This is a genomic window from Amycolatopsis sp. NBC_00438, from assembly GCF_036026695.1.
Taxonomy (GTDB): domain Bacteria; phylum Actinomycetota; class Actinomycetes; order Mycobacteriales; family Pseudonocardiaceae; genus Amycolatopsis.
This window is the reverse complement of record NZ_CP107923.1, coordinates 6523651-6542350: the sequence shown is the minus strand read 5'-3', so window position 1 is coordinate 6542350 and position 18700 is coordinate 6523651. Positions and strand designations below refer to the sequence as shown.

Annotated in this window: 16 protein-coding genes; 13 read left to right on the top strand and 3 right to left on the bottom strand. The window is 71.1% G+C overall.

The features are described 5' to 3' along the window. The first annotated feature begins 236 nt into the window (after positions 1-236). From OG494_RS29240 to OG494_RS29220, 5 genes are all read left to right on the top strand, one after another. Complete coding sequence (locus tag OG494_RS29240; protein ID WP_328444111.1) at positions 237-1241, top strand: IniB N-terminal domain-containing protein; 1005 nt, start codon at positions 237-239, stop codon at positions 1239-1241. A 92-nt stretch (positions 1242-1333) separates the two neighbouring features. Continuing rightward, positions 1334-3115, top strand: coding sequence for an isoniazid inducible protein IniA (locus OG494_RS29235; RefSeq protein WP_328444109.1), 1782 nt, complete (start codon positions 1334-1336; stop codon positions 3113-3115). Continuing rightward, the gene (locus OG494_RS29230; RefSeq protein WP_328444107.1) at positions 3112-4314 is read left to right on the top strand and encodes a GTPase; all 1203 of its coding nucleotides are present in this window, start codon (positions 3112-3114) and stop codon (positions 4312-4314) included. The genes OG494_RS29235 and OG494_RS29230 overlap by 4 nt, the downstream gene beginning before the upstream one ends. Positions 4315-4439: 125 nt before the next feature. After that, positions 4440-5981 carry an acyl-CoA synthetase gene (locus OG494_RS29225; RefSeq protein ID WP_328444105.1) on the top strand — a complete coding sequence of 514 codons (1542 nt, stop codon included), beginning with the start codon at positions 4440-4442 and terminating at the stop codon, positions 5979-5981. Beyond that, a complete protein-coding gene (locus OG494_RS29220) occupies positions 5981-6523 on the top strand; it encodes a TetR/AcrR family transcriptional regulator (RefSeq protein WP_328444103.1) in 543 nt (180 codons plus the stop codon). The genes OG494_RS29225 and OG494_RS29220 overlap by 1 nt, the downstream gene beginning before the upstream one ends. 48 nt (positions 6524-6571) lie before the next feature. Here OG494_RS29220 and OG494_RS29215 read toward each other — a convergent pair whose 3' ends face one another. Next, positions 6572-6964, bottom strand: coding sequence for a TIGR03618 family F420-dependent PPOX class oxidoreductase (locus OG494_RS29215; RefSeq protein WP_328444101.1), 393 nt, complete (start codon positions 6962-6964; stop codon positions 6572-6574). Positions 6965-7121: 157 nt separating this feature from the next. Between OG494_RS29215 and OG494_RS29210 the strand changes: the two genes are divergently transcribed. Both OG494_RS29210 and OG494_RS29205 read left to right on the top strand, forming a co-directional pair. Beyond that, positions 7122-8327, top strand: coding sequence for a glycosyl hydrolase family 8 (locus OG494_RS29210; protein WP_328444099.1), 1206 nt, complete (start codon positions 7122-7124; stop codon positions 8325-8327). Positions 8328-8442: 115 nt separating this feature from the next. After that, entirely contained in the window at positions 8443-9024 is a 582-nt protein-coding gene (locus OG494_RS29205) for an NADAR family protein (RefSeq protein ID WP_328444097.1), read from the top strand. Here the strand turns inward: OG494_RS29205 and OG494_RS29200 are convergent. Then, entirely contained in the window at positions 8985-9971 is a 987-nt protein-coding gene (locus OG494_RS29200) for a Gfo/Idh/MocA family protein (protein ID WP_328444095.1), read from the bottom strand. The two genes, OG494_RS29205 and OG494_RS29200, sit on opposite strands and share 40 nt — an antisense overlap. Positions 9972-10903: 932 nt before the next feature. On the opposite strand from OG494_RS29200, the gene OG494_RS29195 reads away from it, so the two are divergent. From OG494_RS29195 to OG494_RS29170, 6 genes are read left to right on the top strand one after another with little or no spacing between them, the layout of a single operon-like run. Beyond that, positions 10904-11854 (top strand): ABC transporter substrate-binding protein, encoded by a 951-nt coding sequence (locus OG494_RS29195; protein ID WP_328444093.1) that lies wholly within the window; start codon positions 10904-10906, stop codon positions 11852-11854. Further along, positions 11841-12719: an amino acid ABC transporter permease gene (locus OG494_RS29190; RefSeq protein WP_328444091.1), complete on the top strand. Its 879-nt coding sequence runs from the start codon at positions 11841-11843 to the stop codon at positions 12717-12719. Before OG494_RS29195 ends, OG494_RS29190 begins: the two co-directional genes overlap by 14 nt. Next, positions 12712-13479: an amino acid ABC transporter ATP-binding protein gene (locus OG494_RS29185; protein WP_328444089.1), complete on the top strand. Its 768-nt coding sequence runs from the start codon at positions 12712-12714 to the stop codon at positions 13477-13479. The genes OG494_RS29190 and OG494_RS29185 overlap by 8 nt, the downstream gene beginning before the upstream one ends. Next, complete coding sequence (locus OG494_RS29180) at positions 13476-15194, top strand: aminotransferase class V-fold PLP-dependent enzyme (RefSeq protein WP_328444087.1); 1719 nt, start codon at positions 13476-13478, stop codon at positions 15192-15194. Before OG494_RS29185 ends, OG494_RS29180 begins: the two co-directional genes overlap by 4 nt. A gap of 52 nt (positions 15195-15246) precedes the next feature. Next, a complete protein-coding gene (locus tag OG494_RS29175; protein ID WP_328444085.1) occupies positions 15247-15624 on the top strand; it encodes an effector-associated constant component EACC1 in 378 nt (125 codons plus the stop codon). Between the two features lie 2 nt (positions 15625-15626). Next, on the top strand, positions 15627-17276 hold the full coding sequence (locus OG494_RS29170; RefSeq protein ID WP_328444083.1) for a caspase family protein: 1650 nt from the start codon (positions 15627-15629) through the stop codon (positions 17274-17276). Here OG494_RS29170 and OG494_RS29165 read toward each other — a convergent pair. Beyond that, positions 17264-18436 (bottom strand): macrolide family glycosyltransferase, encoded by a 1173-nt coding sequence (locus OG494_RS29165; protein ID WP_328444081.1) that lies wholly within the window; start codon positions 18434-18436, stop codon positions 17264-17266. The two genes, OG494_RS29170 and OG494_RS29165, sit on opposite strands and share 13 nt — an antisense overlap. Between the last annotated feature and the right edge of the window lie 264 nt (positions 18437-18700).

Below are 18700 nucleotides of genomic sequence, written 5' to 3'. Positions count from 1 at the left end.
TCCTCACCCAAACGGGTTAGTCAGGCAAGGGTCTGGAGGGATTTAACCCAACTGCGAGCATCTCGGATGAGCCCCTAACTCCCTAACGATGACATATCGATCCCCTATCGGCTGAGTCGGATGCGACTCGGAGTGATCCCCGATGTGCGTGGGGGGACCGGCTGCCTAACTTGGCGATGGACACCGGCCCCAGCGGCCGATGCCGTCCCCCGAACCACCGGATCAGGAGAACCTCCATGGACTCCGTGCAGACGTTGCACGACTTCGCCCTCAACCTGCTCAACGACCCGACCGCCCTCGCGGCTTTCGGGACGGACCCGCAGCAGGCGCTCGCCCTCGCCGGTCTCGGCGACGTCAGCGCCGCCGACGTGCACGAGGTCATCCCGCTGGTGCTCGACTACGTCCCGGTCGACAGCCTCCCCGCCGTCGGCGGTCTCCCGGCGATCGGCGACCTGTCCTCGCTGGGCACCGACAGCACCGGCATCCAGGGCGCGATCGACCAGCTCACCGCCCTCACCGCGGGCCTCGGCCTGCCGGCCACCCCGGCGCTGCCGGGTCTCGGCGACCTCGGTGTCGGCGGTGTCGGCGGGGTCGGCGAACTGCCCGTCGTCGGCGACCTCGGCCTGCCGACCAGCGCGGTCTTCGGCGGTCAGCAGCTGTCGAGCGTGACCGACGTCACCAACGCCGCGAACGTGACGGCCCTCGCGGGCAGCGTCACCAACTCCCTCGGCCTGGGCGGCGACCTCGCCCACGGCATCGACGCCGGTTCGCTCGGCCTGGGCAGTGCCGTCACCGGCGCCGTCGACGGCCACAACGGCGTCGGCCAGGTCGAGCAGGTCGTCACCGATGTCACGGGCAACGTCGCGGCCCCGGTCCACGGCGGCGACCTGGCCGGTGCCGTCACCGGCGCCGTGAGCCCCGTCGGCGAGGTCACCAACCACATCGGCGACTTCACCGGCACGCTGAAGAACGTGGGCGACCTCGACGTCAAGCACGTCGGCGGCGACCTGACCAGCGCGGTGCAGAACAGCCTGGGCGACATCACCCACAACACCGTCACCACGGTGACCGGTGCCGTCGGCGGCGTCGACCACAACGCGGTCGGCGACATCGCGAGCAACAACGGTGTCGACGCGGTGCACGACGTGGTGTCGGGCGTCACCGACAACCTCAGCCACAACGCGCTGGGCAACATCCACGTCGGCGACCTCGGTCACAACGACATCCACCTGGGTCACTGATCCCCTCGGGTGCCCGTTCCGCGGTCAGGGTGCGACCGCGGAACGGGCACCCGGCTCGCGTCCATCACTCGTACGGGGGAGACTCCTTCGTCGTGACCGCCCCAGCTTGGCTCGAAGTGCTCAACGAGACCTTGGACGCGTGCCGCACCCACGGCCGCGCCGATCTCGCCGAGCTCCTGCGCAGACGCCGTGACGCCCCCGCCGAGCAGATCCGGCTGGGTGTCCTCGGCTTTCCCAAACAGGGCAAGGGCTACCTGCTCAACGCCGTCCTGAACGCGCCGGTGTGCGCGGTCGGCGACGCCGCCACCCCCGCCGTGCCGACCGAGATCGGGTACGCCGAAGAACCCGCCGCCACGCTGGTCGGCCGGTCCCTCGAGCGGATCCCCGTCGCGGTCGAACGGCTCACCGGGGAGCTCGGCGCCCGGCCGGCGGGCACGCTCAGCCGCGTCGAGGTCGGTGTGCCCCGCGAACTCCTGTCGGCCGGGCTCGTCCTGGTCGACACGCCGCCGGTCGGCGACCCGCGCTCGCCGCGCACCGCCGCCGCGCTGGACCTGCTCGCCGAGGCGGACGCGGTGATCATCGTCTCCGACGCGACCGCGTCGCTGAGTCCCGCCGAACTCGCGCTGGCCCGGCACGTGCGCACCTGGTGCCCGCACGTCGTGCTCGCGCTGACCAAGATCGACGCCAGTCCGGGCTGGCGCGCCGTCGCCGAGCGCGACCGCGCGATGCTCGCCGAGGCGGGGATCGACGCGCCGGTGCTGCCGGTCTCGGCCGTCGTGCGCCAGGCTGCGGCGAAGGCGGGTGACGCCGATCTCAACGCCCGCTCGGGCTTTCCCGAGCTGCTCACCTGGATCGCCGAGCAGGCCGCGCGGCCGCCGGAGCAGTCCCGCGCGCTGCTGGCCGCCGTGGGTGTGCGCGCCGCCGCCGCGGAACTCGTCGAATCCCTGCGCGACCGCGCCGACGCCGCCGGGCAGGAGGCCGGGCTGGGCCAGGCGGCGCTGCTGCAGCGGGCGCAACGCCGGGCCGACGACCTGCGCCGGCAGAACACCCGCTGGCAGAACCTGCTGTCCGACGAGATCACCGATCTGCTGTCCGACGCCGAGTACGACCTGCGCGAGCGGACCCGCAAGATCGTGAACACCATCGACCAGACCTTCGACGACGGCGATCCGGCGAAGGTGTGGGACGAGTTCGCCCCGTGGCTGGACAACGCGCTCGCCGAAGCCGTCGACACCAACTACGGCTGGCTCGCCGACCGGGCCGAGTGGATCGCGCAGGCGACCGCGGCCTGCTTCGGTGCCCAGTACGAGGGCGCGCTGCCCGACCTGCGGCTCGACGGCTCCGGTGTCGAAGGCCTCGACGACGTCCGCCGTCCGAAGATCGAGAAGTTCAAGGTCGGCCAGCAGGCCTTCACCGGCCTGCGCGGGTCGTACGGCGGTGTGCTGATGTTCGGCCTGGTGACCAGCCTCGCCGGCTTGCCGCTGATCAACCCGGTCTCGCTCGGCGCCGGCGCGGCGTTCGCCGCGAAGACGATCAAGGACGAGGGCGGGATGCGGCTGCAGCGCCGCCAAGCCGTCGCCAAGCAGGCCGCGCAACGGCACGTCGACGACGTCTTCCTGCGCTTCGGCAAGGAATGCCGCGACTCGATCCGCGTGGTGCAGCGCCGGCTGCGCGACCACTTCACCGGGCTCGCCGAAGAGCTCGCGGACGAGCTGACGCACGAGCGCGAGACGATCCTGGCCGGCACGGCCGAGCGCGAGCGGCGGACTGTCCACATCAGACGCGAGATCGACCGGCTCGCCGGTCTGCACCAGCGCGCGGGCGAGCTCGGCACGATCGCGGGCCGGACCACGCGGCGGGAGCTTTCGGCGTGACCCAGGACGTCCGCGACCTGCTGGCCGCCGCGGCCGGGCTCTACCGCGACGACCCGCGCGCGTCGGCGGTGCTGCTCGACTGCCAGCACCGGCTGGAGCAACCGCTGCGCGTCGCGTTCGCCGGGGCGCCGTCGTCCGGGAAGACGACCCTGTCCGCCGCGCTCGGGGAGTGGCCGACGCGGGCGCTGCGCGACCTCGTGCTGCTCGACGACCCCGGCCCGGCCGACGACTTCCCGGACGCCACCGTCCGCCTGGTGCGCCACCTCGAACCGGACGAGCTCGCCGCGGCGCACCCGCCGGGCGGCTCGCCGTTCGCGCGGCAGAGCGCGGTCAACTCGGTGCTGGTGCTCTCGCGTGCCGACGAGGTCGGCGCGGGCCGCATCGACGCGCTGCTGACCGCGAAGCAGCTCGCGCGGCGGGCGTGGCGGGAAGACCCGCTGTGCACCGGGTTCCTGGGCGTGATCGCCGTCGCCGGGCAGCTGGCCTACGGCGGTCGTTCGCTGCGGGACGACGAGTTCGACCTGCTGGCCGCCTTCGCCGCGGTACCGCGCGAAGAGCTGGAACGGTACGTGTTGTCGGTCGATTCGTTCACCGACCCGGCGTTCCCCGGCCCGATCCCGGTGGAGACGCGCCGCTCGCTGGTGGTGCGCTTCGGCATGTTCGGCGTCCGGCTGGCGCTGACGCTGATCCGCACCGGCTGCGACGACCGCGTCAAACTCTCGGCGGAGCTGGTCCGCCGCAGTGGTCTCGGCGAACTGCGCGACACCCTGGCGGGGTGTTTTGTCGCGCGGGCCGAAGCGTTGAAGGCGCGGACGGCGGTGATCCGCCTGGAAGCGTTGCTGGCGGCGCAACCCCGCGCGGGCGGCGACCGGCTGGTGTCGCGGGTGGAGCGGTTCGCGGCGGCCGCCCACGACTTCCGCGAGCTGCGCCTGATCGCCGACATCCGCGGCGGCCGTACGGCGTTGTCCGGTGAGCCGGCCGAGGAAGCGGTGCGGCTGCTGGGTGCCCAGGGCACGGCGCCGGCCGACCGGCTCGGCCTGGAGCCGGACGCGGACCCCGGCGAGATCTACGACTCGGGCCTGGACGCGTTGCGCCGCTGGCGCCACGAGGCCGAGCGCCCGGACCGCCCCCACGCGGAACGCACGGCGGCGCACGTCGTGGTGCGCTCGGCCGAAGGTCTGCTGGCCCTGTTCGGCTGACGCGGCAAGGAAAACACCGACCGGTCGGCTGATCCGGCGATCCCTGTCCGGCCTTGACGCGCGCCCGGGCGCGACGCACCATAGAGCGGTCTACGGTCCAGCGCCGGCCCGAAGGGAAACCCGCCATGCCCGAAGACCACCGCCCCCGGGTCCGGCTGTTCGGCGAGCTTCTCGCGCACTGGGCGCGCGAGCGCGCCACGGACACCGCGCTCATCTACGGCGACCACGCGTGGACCTGGGCGGAGTTCGACGACCGCGTCCGGCGGCTGTCGGGCGCGCTGGCGGCGGCCGGGATCGGCCGGGGCGATCGCGTCGCGTTCGTCGACAAGAACCACCCCGCCTGCCTGGAGACGACTTTCGCGGCGGCCGGGATCGGCGCCGCGAACGCCGTGGTCAACTGGCGGCTTTCCGGCGACGAACTCGCCTACGTCCTCGCGGACGCCGGTGCCAAGGTGGTCTTCGTGGGCGCCGAACTGCTGCCCACCTTCGAAGCGATCCGGGATCGGCTGCCCGCGCTGGAACGCGTGGTCGTCGTCGGCGGGGACAACGACGGATACGAGTCCCTCCTGTCCGCGGAACCCGTCGGTCCGCGAGAACTCGACGAGCACGACGGCGTCCTGATCATGTACACCAGCGGCACCACCGGTTTCCCCAAGGGCGCCGTGCTGACCCACCGCAGCATCCTCGCCCACGGCATCGCGGCGGGCACCGCGTTCCCGATCGGGCCGGGTGACGTCAACCTCGTCGCGATGCCGTTGTTCCACGTCGGCGGCAGCTGTTACGCGGTTTCCGGGTTCCTGTACGGCGAACCGTCGTACCTGACGCGCGAGCCGGACGCGGCGTCGCTGTTCGCCGCGCTGGCGGCCGGGATCACGCACGCCTTCCTGGTGCCCGCCGTCGTCGCCGGCCTCGCCCAGGCCGGCGACCAGGCGATGCAGGCGTTCTCGAAGCTGAAGTACCTCTGCTACGGCGCTTCGCCGATGCCGCTCCCGTTGCTGCGCAAGGCGTTGGCCGCTTGGCCCGACGTCAAGTTCGCCCAGGTCTACGGCATGACCGAGCTGTCCGGCGCGGTCACCGCCCTCGACCCGCAGGCGCACCGCGACGACTCCCGCCCGGACCGGCTCGCGTCGGCGGGCACCGCACTGTCCGGAGTGGACGTCCGGATCGTCGACCCGGTCACGCTCGAAGACGCCGACGCCGGCGAAGTCTGGATCCGCACCGACCAGCGGATGGCGGGCTACCTCGGCAAGCCGGAGGCGACCGCGGAGACCGTTGTGGACGGCTGGGTGCGCACCGGCGACGTCGGCCGCCTCGACGACGGCGGGTTCCTGTTCCTCGAGGACCGCGTGAAGGACATGATCATCACCGGCGGCGAGAACGTGTACTCGCCCGAGGTCGAGCGGGTCGTCGCGGAGTTCCCCGGCGTCGCCGAGGTGGCCGTGATCGGCGTCCCGGACGACCGGTGGGGTGAGCAGGTCAAGGCCGTCGTGGCCGGTGATCAGCTCGACGCCGACAAGCTCATGGAGTTCTGCCGCGAGCACCTGGCCCACTACAAGTGCCCGCGCAGTGTCGACGTCGTGGAAGCGTTGCCGCGCAACGCGACCGGCAAGATCCTGAAACGCTCACTGCGCGAGCCGTATTGGCGGGACCGGAGCCGGAACGTCTGATGCCGCCGGTCACGCGGCAGGCCTACTTCGAGGCCGCGCTGAAGGTGCTGGCCGAGCACGGGTTCACCGAGCTGAACGTCGGCCGGCTCTGCCGCGACCTCGGCGTCACGAGCGGGTCGTTCTACCATCACTTCGGCGGCTGGCCGGGCTTCGTGGAGCAACTGCTGGACCACTGGGAGAACCGGCAGGTGCTGATCCTGCGCGAGCGGGACTTCGGCACCGGCGGGCCGTCGGCGGACTTCGCCGCGCTGATGGACCTGACCCTCGGCCTGCACCACGAGGCCGAGGCGGCCATCCGGGCGTGGGGGATGAACGACGAGAGCGTGCGCGCGGCGCAGAAACGCGTCGACGAGGCCCGCGTCCGGACGGTCGGCAGGGCGGTCAAGGGCATCGTCGGCGACCGTGCGCTGGCCCGGACGCTGACGTCGCTGGGAATGGCGATGCTCGTCGGGCACCAGCAGCTCGCGTCGGCGGGGGAGCACAGCGAGCTGGCGGCGCTGCTGGCCGAGTACACCCGGCTGGTGCACTCCCGCGGCTCGTGAGTGGTCAGGGCGGTTCTAACCGCCCTGACCACTCACGACAAGCCGGGGTCAGGCGTTGCCGAGGATCCGGTTCACGGTGATCTCGAGGACCACCCGCTGCGGGTTCGGCTTCGGCTGGCGGTAGCGCGCGGCGTAGCGGTTTTCCGCGTCCCGCACGGATTCCGGGTCGTCGCGCAACACCGCGCGTCCCTCCAAAGTGGACCACTTCGGGCCTTCGAGCTGGCAGACGGCGACCGCGATCCCGTCGGCGCCCGCGGCCCGGGTCAGCCGGGCCTTGACCGACGAGTCGAACGTGATCACCCGGGCGAGGCCGGCTTCGAAGTCGACGGTCACGCCGACCGCGACGACGTGCGGGGTGCCGTCCGGGCGGACGGTCGTCAGGGACGCCAGGCGCCGTTCGGTCCAGAAGGCGCGGAAGTCCGCGCCGCGGTCGATCTCCATGCCCCCACGCTAGTCCGTCCGGGCGAGCGGGGGACCGTGAAACCACTCACGGTAATTGTAAGGAAAGTTTCCTAACAGTCTTGACCTGCTCTTGAACTTTCTGTCACTCTCGAACCGCTGTCGCCGCAGCCGAAACGATGTCCTTTACGGAGGAGCGATGAAGAAGATCGTCCGGGCGGTGGTGGCCACGGCCGCGCTGGCCGCCGGGCTGCTGAGCGTGCCCGCGACCGCGTCCGCGGCCGGCACCCCGTACGTGCCGGGCACCCTGCGGCCCTCGGTCTCGCAGGCCACGCAGGACCAGGTGCTCCAGAAGTACTACGACTTCTGGAAGAAGAACTTCCTGACGACCAAGTGCGGCAGCGGCACCTACGCCGTGCTGTCCAAGGACGCCGACCACTCCTTCGTCGCCGAAGGCGAGGGTTACGGCGTGACGATCTCGGCGATGATGGCCGACAAGGACCCGCAGGCCCGCGCGATCGTCGACGGGATCGTGAAGTTCGTCAAGGCCCATCCGTCGGTCAACAACAAGGACCTGCACGCGGCCGAGCAGGACGCGAACTGCAAGAGCGTCAACGGCAGCGACTCGGCCACCGACGGCGACCTCGAAATCGCGTACGGCCTGCTGATCGCGGACACGAAGTGGGGCAGCACGGGGTCGGTCGACTACAAGGCCGAGGCCGTCCGGATCATCAACGCGATCAAGAAGAGCGAGGTCAACAACAGCACGAAGTTCACGCTGCTGGGTGACTGGGGCAACGACGCGGAGTACAAGAACAGCTCGCGCTCGTCGGACTGGATGCCCGGGCACCTGCGGGCCTTCGCGAAGGCCACCGGTGACAGCTTCTGGGACTCCGTGCGCACCCGCTCGGAGACCGCGGTGAGCCGGCTGCAGTCGCAGTATGCGCCGAACACCGGGCTGCTGCCGGACTTCGTGGTCAACACGAACTCGACGCCGAAGCCGGCGCCGGCGGACTTCCTCGAGGGCCCGTACGACGGCAAGTACAGCTGGAACGCCTGCCGCGACCCGTGGCGCCTCGGCGCGGACGCGATCTCGGCGTCCGGCAGCGCGGCCGCCGCGCAGGTCCGCAAGATGAACACGTGGATCAAGTCCGCGACGGGCGGCGACCCGTCGAAGATCCAGAGCGGCTACTCGCTCTCGGGCACGAAGACCGAGAGCGGCCAGCACCCGTGCTTCACCGCGCCGTTCGCCGTGGCGGCGATGACGGACCCGGGCAGCCAGGCGTGGCTGGACAAACTGTGGACGTCGATCGCGGCGTTCTCCCCGGACTCGACGGACTACTACGGCACGGGCATCACGATCCAGGTGCTGCTCATCCTGACCGGCAACTACGTCGCCGCCTAGGTTCGCCTCAAGTCCGTGAAGGCCTCCTTGAGGGACTCTATGTCCCTCAAGGAGGCCTTCACGGACTTCGGAAAATGGGGCGCGGAGTGGGGGCGGGGTGCGTGAGACTGGGGTTGTGAGCAGGTATCCGCGCAGCGTCGAGGAGCTGACCCGTGCGCTCGACGCGGGGAAGCGGTTCAAGTACGTCTACTTCTGGGGCAACCGGCCGCCGCGTGGTGGTGGGGCCGGCTCCGGCTGCCTCAGCCAGTGGTGGCCGTCGCCGTTCGTCGTGGACGACGTCCGGTTCGCCACCGCCGAGCACTACATGATGTGGCGCAAGGCGCAGCTCTTCGGTGACGAGGAGGTCGCCGCGCAGGTCCTGACCGCGGGACACCCCAAGCAGGCCAAGGACTTCGGCCGCCGGGTGCGTCGGTTCGACGAGGCGACCTGGGTCGCTTCCCGTCGCGAGATCGTCGTCGACGGCAACGTCGCGAAGTTCGCCCAGCACCCCGACCTGGCCGGGTACCTCGCCGGGACCGGCGACCGGGTGCTCGTCGAGGCGAGCCCGCTCGACCGGGTCTGGGGCATCGGCCTGGCCGCCGACGACCCGCGCACCGCGAACCCCCGCGGCTGGCGAGGGCTCAACCTGCTCGGTTTCGCCCTCGCCGACGTGCGGGCTCAGCTCGGCTCGCGCACGGGCAGCCCGGCCGCGCGGTAGATCGCGTCGATCACACCCATCGTCTCGACGGCGTCCTCGGCCGACGTCTTCACGGGTGCGCCCTCCAAGACCGCCGCCGCGAAGGCGTCCAACTGGTACGCGTACGACGCCCGCCGCCCGAAGCGTTCGGTGCGGCGGGCGCCGCCGGCGCGCACGGAGAGCCGGTGGTACACCTGCGGGGACGCCGGGTTCAGCACGAAAAGCGAGCCCTGCGTGCCGATCACCTTCGCGCTGATCTTCAGCAGCGTCGACGACCACATCGAGCACGTGACCCGCCCGGTGTGGCCCGCGGGGTAGCGCAGCTCGGCCGTCATCGCGCGGTCGATCTTCGCGTCACGCAGTTTCGCTTGTGCCGAAACGACTTCCGGGGTTTCGCCACCGCTGAAGATACGGGCCATGTGGACCGCGTAGCAGCCCGCGTCCATCGTCGCGCCGCCCGCCAGGCCGTAGTCGTAGCGGATGTCGGAGAACTTCGGCAGCGGGAAACACAGGGACGTTTCGACGCGCTGCAACGTCCCGAGCTCGCCTGACGCCACGATTTCCTCCACCCGCAAGGCGAGAGGGTGGTAGCGGTAGTGGAAAGCCTCCATTACAACGCGATCCGAAGCGGCGGCCAGGTCGGCGATCTCGCGCGCTTCGGCCGCGTTGGCGGTGAAGGGCTTCTCGCAGAGGACGTGCTTGCCCGCTTCCAGCGCGGCGCGCGTCCAGCGGCCGTGAAGGCTGTTCGGCAGCGGGTTGTAGACGGCGTCGACGTCGGGGTCTTCGAGCAGGGCCTCGTAGGACGTGTGGACCCGGGCGATGCCGTGCTTGGAGGCAAACGCTTGCGCCCGGTCGGCGGACCGCGCGGCCACCGCCACGACCTCGACGTCGGCGTTTGTTGAAGCGGGCTTGACCAGGGCGGTGGGTGCGATCCGGGCCGCACCCAGGATGCCGATCCGCAGGCTCATGGCGCGAAAGCTAGCACCGGACGCTCTGTGATCGGCCGGCAGTCGCGCGAACGGTCCGTTCGTGGCGTTGTAGTGGCGAACGGGCCGGTCGCGCTGGTTGCCGGTTCGGGGTTTCACGTGCGCGAATGGCCCGTTGGTGCGCTTTCGCCGGGCGCGAGTGGCCTTTTCGCGCCCGGTGGTGGTCGTCAGTGGCCCTTTCGCGCCCGGCGGTCAGTCGCCGACGCATCGTTCGTGCGCTGTGGATGGTCGCCAAAGGGCCTGTTCGCGCCCTGCCGGTCGTCACCAACGGGCCGTTCGCGCTGGGGAAGTTGCCAGTGGCCTGTTCGCGCCCTGCCGGTCGTCACCAACGGGCCGTTCGTGCTCGGCCGGCCGTTGCGAGTGGGCCGTTCGCTTCGGCCGGCCGTCGCGAGTGGGCCGCTCGCGCGTTGCCGGCCGTCGCCGGTGGCCCTTTCGTGCGGTGCGGGCGGTCGCCTACGGGCCGTTCGTGCTCGGCCGGTCGTCGTGAGTGGGCCGTTCGCTTCGGCCGGCCGTCGCGAGTGGGCCGCTCGCGCGTTGCCGGCCGTCGCCGGTGGCCCTTTCGTGCGGTGCGGGCGGTCGCCTACGGGCCGTTCGTGCTCGGCCGGTCGTCGTGAGTGGGCCGTTCGCTTCGGCCGGCCGTCGCGAGTGGGCCGCTCGCGCGTTGCCGGCCGTCGCCGGTGGCCCTTTCGTGCGGTGCCGGTCGTCGCCTACGGGCCGTTCGTGCTCGGCCGCCGTCGCGAGTGGCCCGTTCGCGCCCCGGCAGCGGTCGTCAACAGCCCGCTCACGAACCCCAGCCGGGCGCGAACGGCCCGTTCGTACCTGACCGTGGCCGACCGAACCAGATTTCAACACCCAGTTGACCTCTTCAACAACGAGTTGTACCGTTCCGGCCAGCCGAACAGTGGAGGTCCGCTATGTCCCGTTCCCGTGCAGTCCAGGCGGTGTTGCTCGCGAGCTTGGCCGTCCTGGTGACCGCTTGTGGTGGTGGTCCGGACGGCGCGGGCGGGACCTCGCAGGCTCCCGGCGCGCCCGCTTCCGGCATTCCGGACACCACCGCGATCGTCCAAGGTGTGCAGAAGGATGCCCAGCTCAACGCCGCTTTGCCGGCGAACGTCAAGCAGGCCGGCGTGCTCCACCTGGCGTCCAACCTGCAGTCCGCGCCCAACAACTTCTACGCCGCCGACGGCAAGACGCCGATCGGCTACGAGGTGGACCTCGCCAAGGCGATCGCCGCGAAGCTCGGGGTGAGCGTGACGCACCAGGACATGGCCTTCGGCTCGCTGATCACCAGTCTCCAGTCCGGCCGCATCGATCTGACCATGGCCGGGATGAACGACACCAAGGCCCGCCAGGCCCAGATCGACTTCGTCGACTACTTCACCTCTGGCATCACGATCATGACCCGCAAGGGCAACCCGGACGGCATCACCGGGCCGGACGCGCTGTGCGGCAAGAACGTCGCCGTCGTGCAGGGGACCAGTCACCAGAAGTTCGCCGCGACGCAGAGCACGAAGTGCACCCAGGCCGGCAAGCCCGCGGTGAACGTCACCGCGACCGACAGCGACAACCAGAACCAGAACCAGCTGCGCACCGGGCGCGTCGCGGCGATCCTCAACGACCTGCCCAGCGCCGTCTACATCTCGCGGACCGCCGGTGACGGCAAGTTCTTCGAGGTCGTCCCGGGTGAGCCGATCGAGGGCGGGCCGTACGGCATCGGCGTCAACAAGCAGGACAAGCCCCTGACGGACTCCGTGCAGAAGGCCCTGCAGGCGCTTATCGCCGACGGCACCTACGGCAAGATCCTGCAGGCCTGGGGTGTGGACCAGGGCGCCATCAAGGAGGCCGCGGTCAATGGCGGAAGCTGAGCCACTGCCGATCGTCCGGCTCCGCCACTGGGGCCGGTGGGTCGCTGCCGTCGTGATCGTCGCGCTGCTCGTGCTGCTGGGCATCGCCCTCGGCAACGCGCAGATCGAGTGGAGCCAGGTCCCGGACTTCGTCTTCTTCAAGGTGATGGCGACCGGGCTGCTCAACACCGTCGTCCTCGCCGTGCTGTCGCAGGCCGTCGCGATCGTGCTCGGCATCGTCATCGCCCTGCTGCGCCGCAGCGCCAACCCGGTCGCCCGGTGGTTCGCCGCCGGCTACATCTGGATCTTCCGCGGCCTGCCGGTGCTGCTGCAGATCCTGCTCTGGTACAACCTGGCGCTCGTCTTCCCGGTCATCCACATCCCGTTCCTGGTCGACGCGCAGACGAACGTGCTGATCAGCGCGTTCACCGCGGCGTTCCTCGGCCTGGCGCTTAACGAAAGCGCGTATATGGCCGAGATCGTCCGGGCCGGGCTGAACAGCGTCGACAGTGGACAGACCGAAGCCGCGAAGTCGATCGGCATGACGCCGGCCGCGACGCTGCGCCGGGTCGTGCTGCCGCAGGCGATGCGCGTGATCATCCCGCCGACCGGCAACGACTTCATCAACATGCTCAAGGGCACGTCGATGGCGTCGGTGATCGGCGTGACCGAGCTGATCCACGCGGCCAACAACATCTCGTCGAACAACCTCCTGGTGATGGAGACGCTGCTGGCCGCGGCCGTCTGGTACATGGTCGTGGTGACCGTCGCCGGGGTCGGGCAGCACTACCTGGAACGCGCGTTCGGCCAAGCCGACCGCGGGCCGCTTTCCCGCGCGGGCAAGGCGTTGCGCGGCGTGCCGCTGGTGAGGAGTGCCCGTGTCTGAGCCACTGCTTCGCGCCGTCGGCGTCAAGAAGTCCTACGGCCACACCGAAGTGCTCGGCGGCATCGACCTGGAGGTCCACAAGGGACAGGTCGTCTGCCTGCTCGGGCCGTCCGGCGCCGGGAAGAGCACCTTCCTGCGCTGCATCAACCACCTGGAGACGATCGACGCCGGCCAGATCTGGGTCGACGGCGAGCCGATCGGATACCGGCAACGCGGCGGCAAGCTGTACGAACTGCGCGAACGCGACGTCGCCCGCCAGCGCCGCGACATCGGCATGGTGTTCCAGCGCTTCAACCTCTTCGCGCACCGGACGGCGCTGGAGAACGTCGTCGAAGGCCCGATCCGGGTACTGGGCCTCAAAGCGGACGAGGCACGCAAGCAGGGCCTGGAGCTGCTCGACCGCGTCGGCCTCGCGCACCGCGGTGACGCCTATCCGGCGCAGCTGTCCGGCGGGCAGCAGCAGCGCGTCGCGATCGCGCGGTCGCTGGCGATGAAACCCAAGTTGATGCTGTTCGACGAGCCGACGTCGGCGCTGGACCCGGAGCTGGTCGGGGAGGTGCTCGAAGTGATGAGTACGTTGGCGGGGGAGGGGATGACGATGGTCGTCGTGACGCACGAGATGAGCTTCGCCGCGGAGGCCGCCGACGAGGTGGTGTTCCTGGCCGACGGCGCCGTCGTCGAGACCGGGCCGCCTGATCAAGTATTGAGCGCGCCGAAGCACGAACGCACCCGGCAGTTCCTGGCGAGGATCCTCGCGTGACGCGGATTTCGCCCCGGTACCTGCTCCAGTTCGACGAGCCCGCCGGCTACCTCGACTTCGCCCGGTTCGGCCCGCCGTCCCACGCGGTGCTCGACACGACGGCCGCGCTGCTCGACCAGGCAACCACGGCCGGGCCGTCCACTGTGGACGAGCTGATGCGGCAGGAGATCCGGGCCAAGGCCGCCGCCGCGCGGCTGTCCGGCTCGGACACCGACCACACCGTGCTGCTGCCGAACACGAGCCTCGGGCTGTTCCAGGCCGCGTTCCACAGCGGCGGCGAGGTCCTGGTGTCGGCCGCGGAGTTCCCGGCCAACACCTACCCGTGGGCCCGCGCCGAGCAAGCCGGACGTCTCAAGTTGAGGCGCCTGACCGGCGGTTATGTGACGCCCGAGCGGATCGCGGAGGCGTTGACGCCGGAGATCACCACGGTCAGCGTGAGCGCCGTCGACTTCCGCACCGGCTTCCGCGCCGACCTCGCCGCGCTGCGCGACGTCGTCGGCGACCGGCTGCTGGTCGTCGACGGCATCCAGGGCTTCGGCGTCGTCGAGGCGCCATGGGAGGTCGCGGACGTCCTGGTCGTCGGCGGCCAGAAGTGGCTGCGCGCGGGCTGGGGCACCGGCTTCGCGGTGCTGTCGGACCGGGCCCTGGAGCGGCTGGACCCGGTGCTGTCGGGCTGGACCGGCGCGCGCGACCCCGGCCTGTTCGACGACGAGATCCACCCGCCGGACACCACCGCCCAGGCCTGGTCGATCTCCAACCTCAGCCCGATCACGTCCGGCGCGTTCGCCGAGGCCCTGGAGCTGGTGGAGGACGCCGGGGTCGGCGCCATCGCCGCGCGGATCGCCGAGCGGATCGGGTCCTTCGAGGAAGTGCTCGCCTCCTGCGGCGCCGAGATCGTCTCGGCGACCGAACGCCGCGCCGGGATCCTCGCGTTCACACTGCCCGGTCACCCGGCCGAGCAGGTCGGCGCCGCGCTGGCCAACGCCGGGATCGCCGCGACCGTCCGGCCCGAGCACGTCCGGCTGTCGCCGCACGCGTCCACCCCGGCGGCCGCCGCGGACCTGCTCCGCGAAGCGCTGAAGACGCTGACCGAGCCACGGGAACCCATGGCCATCCCGGCCGCGGGGGCGACGACCCACGAGGTGCTGACCGCGCTGGTGCCGGCCATCCCGGGTCTCGCGGCGATGCTCGGCCCGGGCAACGAGGTGCTGCTCCACGACCTGAGCCGGCTGCCGGACTCGATCGTCGCGATCGCGGGTGACCTCACCGGCCGCAGCGTCGGCGGCCCGATGACCGACCTGCTGCTCGGCCTGGTCCGCCGCGGCACCACGCAGGACCTGACGAACTACCGCACCCACGGCCCGGACGGCCGCGCGATCCGGTCGTCGACGCTCTTCCTGCGGGACGCCGACGGTGTCGCGGTCGGCTGCCTGTGCGTCAACAGCGTCGACCCGGCCGCTTCGGCGGGCGGCAACGGCGAGCCGGAGACTTTCCCACCGGATGTCGACAGCCTGCAACGGTTCCTGGTCGACCGGGCGATCGGCAAGGCCGGGATCCCGGTGGACCTGATGAAGAAACGCCACAAAGCCGGGGTGGTGCGCGAACTCGACGAGGCGGGGTACTTCCTGATCAAGGACGCGGTCGACCACCTCGCGGGGCGGTTGGACGTGACGCGCTACACGATCTACAACTACCTCAACGAAATCCGCGCCTGAGGCTGCCCGATCGGACCTTGTCCGCGCCCCCGGTGTGGCGGACGATGTCCCGATGACCGACACGCGGCGGGCCCTGCTGCGGCTGGAGGCGGGCGACGACGCCGACGCCGAGGAGCTGGACCGGCTCGCCCGGCGGTTGCGGGCCGAGCTGGGGGAGCTGGACCTCGACGTGCTGGCCGTCCCCGCCGGCGAGCCGCCCGAGGGAGCGAAGGCCGCCGACCCGGTGACGATCGGCACGCTCGTGGTGGCGTTCAGCGCGGCCGGCGGGGTGTTCCCCGGGCTGGTCGACACGCTGCGCGACTGGCTCGGGCGGCAGGCGGGCAAGCACAAGATCACGGTGACGGTGGACGGCGACACGGTCGAGCTGGAACGCGCCACGGTGGCCGAGCGGCAGCAGCTGATCGACGCCTTCGTCCGCCGGCACGGGTAGCCGTGGCCGGGCGGCACGCGCTGCTGATCGCGACCGAGACGTACGCCGACCCGGCGCTGCGGCGGCTGACCGCGCCCGGCGGCGACGCCCGCGCGCTGGCGGCGGTGCTGAGCGACCCGGAGATCGCCGGTTTCGAGGTGACGACGCTGGTCGACCAGCCGCACCACGTCGTCGGCGAGGCCATCGGCGAGTTCTACCGCGGCCGGCGTCGTGACGAGCTGACGTTGCTGTACTTCACCGGCCACGGCGTGAAGGACGACGACGGCAGCCTCTACCTGGCGATGGCCAACACCCGCCGCGACAGCCTGATGTTCACCGCGCTGGCGGCCGAGCAGGTCGACCGCGCGCTGGCGGGCTGCGCGTCGCGGCAGAAAGTGCTGGTGCTCGACTGTTGTTACAGCGGCGCGTTCCCGTCCGGAAGACTGGCGAAGGCGGGCACGGACGTGCACACGCTGGAGCGGTTCCAGGGCCGCGGCCGTGCGGTGCTGACGGCGTCGGACGCGACGCAGTATTCGTTCGAGGGCGACGAGGTGGTCGGCTCGGCGGCGCGTTCGGTCTTCACCCGGCACCTGGTGGCGGGCCTGCGCGACGGCAGCGCGGACCTCGACGGCGACGGTGACGTCACGGTCGACGAGCTGTACAGCTACGTCCACGAGCACGTGGTGGCGGAGATGCCCCGGCAGCGGCCGAAGCACCAGTCCGATGTGGAGGGTCGCATCGTGCTCGCGCGCAACCCTCGGTGGGCGTTGCCGGAGTACCTGCGACACGGTTTGACGAGCCCGATCGCCTCGGACCGGCTGACGGCGCTGGAGGGGCTGGTGCGGCTCAACCGGGTGGGCAACGAGGTGGTCCAGGCCCGCACTGAGGCGGAGATCCGGCGGCTGGTCGACGACGACAGCCGGACGGTCTCGGCGGCCGCGCTGGCCTGGGTGACGGCCGCCGCGGTGGCACCGGCGGCCGAAATGTCGACGGGTGATGTGGCGGTCACTGAAACGTCACCGGCTGAGGTGCCTGAGGTGCCTGCGGTCGAAGCCGTGGAAGCGGGGGAGGGGCGGCCGGTGGTGGGGGCTGCGCCGCCGGGGGAAGAGGTGCCCCTGATGGAGAAGGTGCCGCTGGTGGAGGCTGCACCGCCAAGGGAAGAGGTGCCCCTGATGGAGAAGGTGCCGCTGGTGGAGGCTGCACCGCCAAGGGAAGAGCCGCCGCTGGTGGAGAAGGTGCCGGTGGTGGAACTGGTGCCGGTGGAGCCTGTGGTGGAAGAGGTGCCGGCGGCGCCTCTCCCGAACGCCCCGGTTGCCGAGCCGCCACCGCCACAGCCGTCGGCTGCGCCGACGGCGGTGGCGCAGCCGGGCTCACCCATTCCGCCAGTGCGGAGAGTGGGCCCGGCGGCCAAGGTGGCACCAGCCCAGCCGAGACAGCCGAGACCGGCGGGACCATCCGTGAAACGGACAGCCCCGCTGGTCCCGGAGGTGCCCGACCCCCGCGGCGAGGCCCGGGACGCGCGGTTCTACCTCGGCACCGCTGGGTTGATGGTCGCTCTGGCGATCGGGATCCTGCTCGCCGTAGGCCTGGGCAGCTGGGTCGTGCTCCTGTTCCTGATTTTCCTGGTTTTCCTCGGACTGGGCGTCGCCGCCTTCCGCCGTCAGTCCAAATAGGACTCCACCGCGTCCGCCGCCGCGGGAACACCGCCGTGGCCGCGGATCTCCGCCTTCAGCTCCGCGAGCCGAGCAGCGATGGAAGGTGACGACGACACCTCGTCGACCGCCTTTCGCACCGAAGCGGCGGTCACCGAGGAAGCCGGCAGGTGCTTACCGACACCCAGGGCCTCCAGCTGGGCCGCGTTGCCGAACTGGTCCGCGGCCTGCGGGATCGCGACCGTCGGGACGCCGAACCACAGCGACTCCGTCGCGCCGCCCATGCCGGCGTGCGTGATGAACGCCGACGCCGCCTCCAGCACCGCCAGTTGCGGCACGCTCTCGAAGACCTCCACCGAGGACGGCAGCGGTCCCAACGCTTCCGGCGGGACGTGCTTGCCGATCGACATCACGACGTGCCAATCCGAAGCGAACGCCTCGATGCACGCCCGGTAGACGTCGAGCTGGTCGTTGTACGCCGTCCCGAACGACACCAGCAGCACCGGCCTCCCGGACGACGGTGGCAGCCACGAACGGTCGGCCAGCCGGGACGGGTCCAGGCAGGGCCCGACGAACCGCACGTGGGCCCCGACGCGCTCGGCGTGGGGTTGCATCGCCCGCGGGATGAGCGACAGGACCCGCGACGGGTGCCCGAGCCACTCCCAAGCGTCCGCGAAGATCCCGTTCGCCCGCAACCACGAGGTGTACGTCGCGGCATAGTCCACACCGGACGGTGACGCCTTGATCGGGGCCATCACCTCGGCCATGTCCTCGTCGTAACCGTCCCACGCCACCAGTGTCGGCGACAGCTGCACGGCCGGGACGCCGTACCGCTGCCCGAGCACCGGCGCGCCCAGCCCGCCGATGTCGTACAGCAGCAGGTCGGGCCGGTCTTCGTCGAAGACCGACGTCAACCGCGGGTGGATCGCGATCGCCTCGTCGAGGAAGACGCGCATCGCGTCGGCCGGGTCGTCCGGCCAGACGGCGGCCTCACCGAGCGGGAAGAGCGTCGGGTGCTCGACCACGGACGCGCCGGTCGGCGACACCAGCCCGGCCAGCGGCGAGCCGACGACGTAGGACACGCGGTGCCCGCGTCGCACCAGCTCGCGGATGACGCCGAGCGACGGGTAGACGTGGCTCGGCGCGGAACAGCCGACCATGACGATGTGCTTGCGCAGCATGAGTCTCCTTCAAGAGGAAGAAGGGCAGACGGCGCGCAGATGGGGGGACCGCTCCGGTGGGCGGGCGGTCCTGCGGTCACGCCGTCTCAGACGCGGCGGAGGCGGATGAAGTAGATCATGACCGGCACCGTACGGGATGTCCGATTCGGCACGCCACCCGATTTCCTCCTTTCGTAGGGCATTCGCCGACGGGCAACCGTTTGCGGTACCTGCGGCCCGGAGGCGGGTCTAGGGTTCACCCGCTTTCGTCGGAGCCGAAAAGGG

Bases quoted from the DNA above. Each gene is read 5' to 3' on its own strand.
- OG494_RS29240 (WP_328444111.1), top strand. From the start codon at position 237: ATGGACTCCGTGCAGACGTTGCACGACTTCGCCCTCAACCTGCTCAAC.
- OG494_RS29225 (WP_328444105.1), top strand. From the start codon at position 4,440: ATGCCCGAAGACCACCGCCCCCGGGTCCGGCTGTTCGGCGAGCTTCTC.
- OG494_RS29220 (WP_328444103.1), top strand. From the start codon at position 5,981: ATGCCGCCGGTCACGCGGCAGGCCTACTTCGAGGCCGCGCTGAAGGTG.
- OG494_RS29215 (WP_328444101.1), bottom strand. From the start codon at position 6,964: ATGGAGATCGACCGCGGCGCGGACTTCCGCGCCTTCTGGACCGAACGG.
- OG494_RS29210 (WP_328444099.1), top strand. From the start codon at position 7,122: ATGAAGAAGATCGTCCGGGCGGTGGTGGCCACGGCCGCGCTGGCCGCC.
- OG494_RS29200 (WP_328444095.1), bottom strand. From the start codon at position 9,971: ATGAGCCTGCGGATCGGCATCCTGGGTGCGGCCCGGATCGCACCCACC.
- OG494_RS29195 (WP_328444093.1), top strand. From the start codon at position 10,904: ATGTCCCGTTCCCGTGCAGTCCAGGCGGTGTTGCTCGCGAGCTTGGCC.
- OG494_RS29190 (WP_328444091.1), top strand. From the start codon at position 11,841: ATGGCGGAAGCTGAGCCACTGCCGATCGTCCGGCTCCGCCACTGGGGC.
- OG494_RS29175 (WP_328444085.1), top strand. From the start codon at position 15,247: ATGACCGACACGCGGCGGGCCCTGCTGCGGCTGGAGGCGGGCGACGAC.
- OG494_RS29165 (WP_328444081.1), bottom strand. From the start codon at position 18,436: ATGCTGCGCAAGCACATCGTCATGGTCGGCTGTTCCGCGCCGAGCCAC.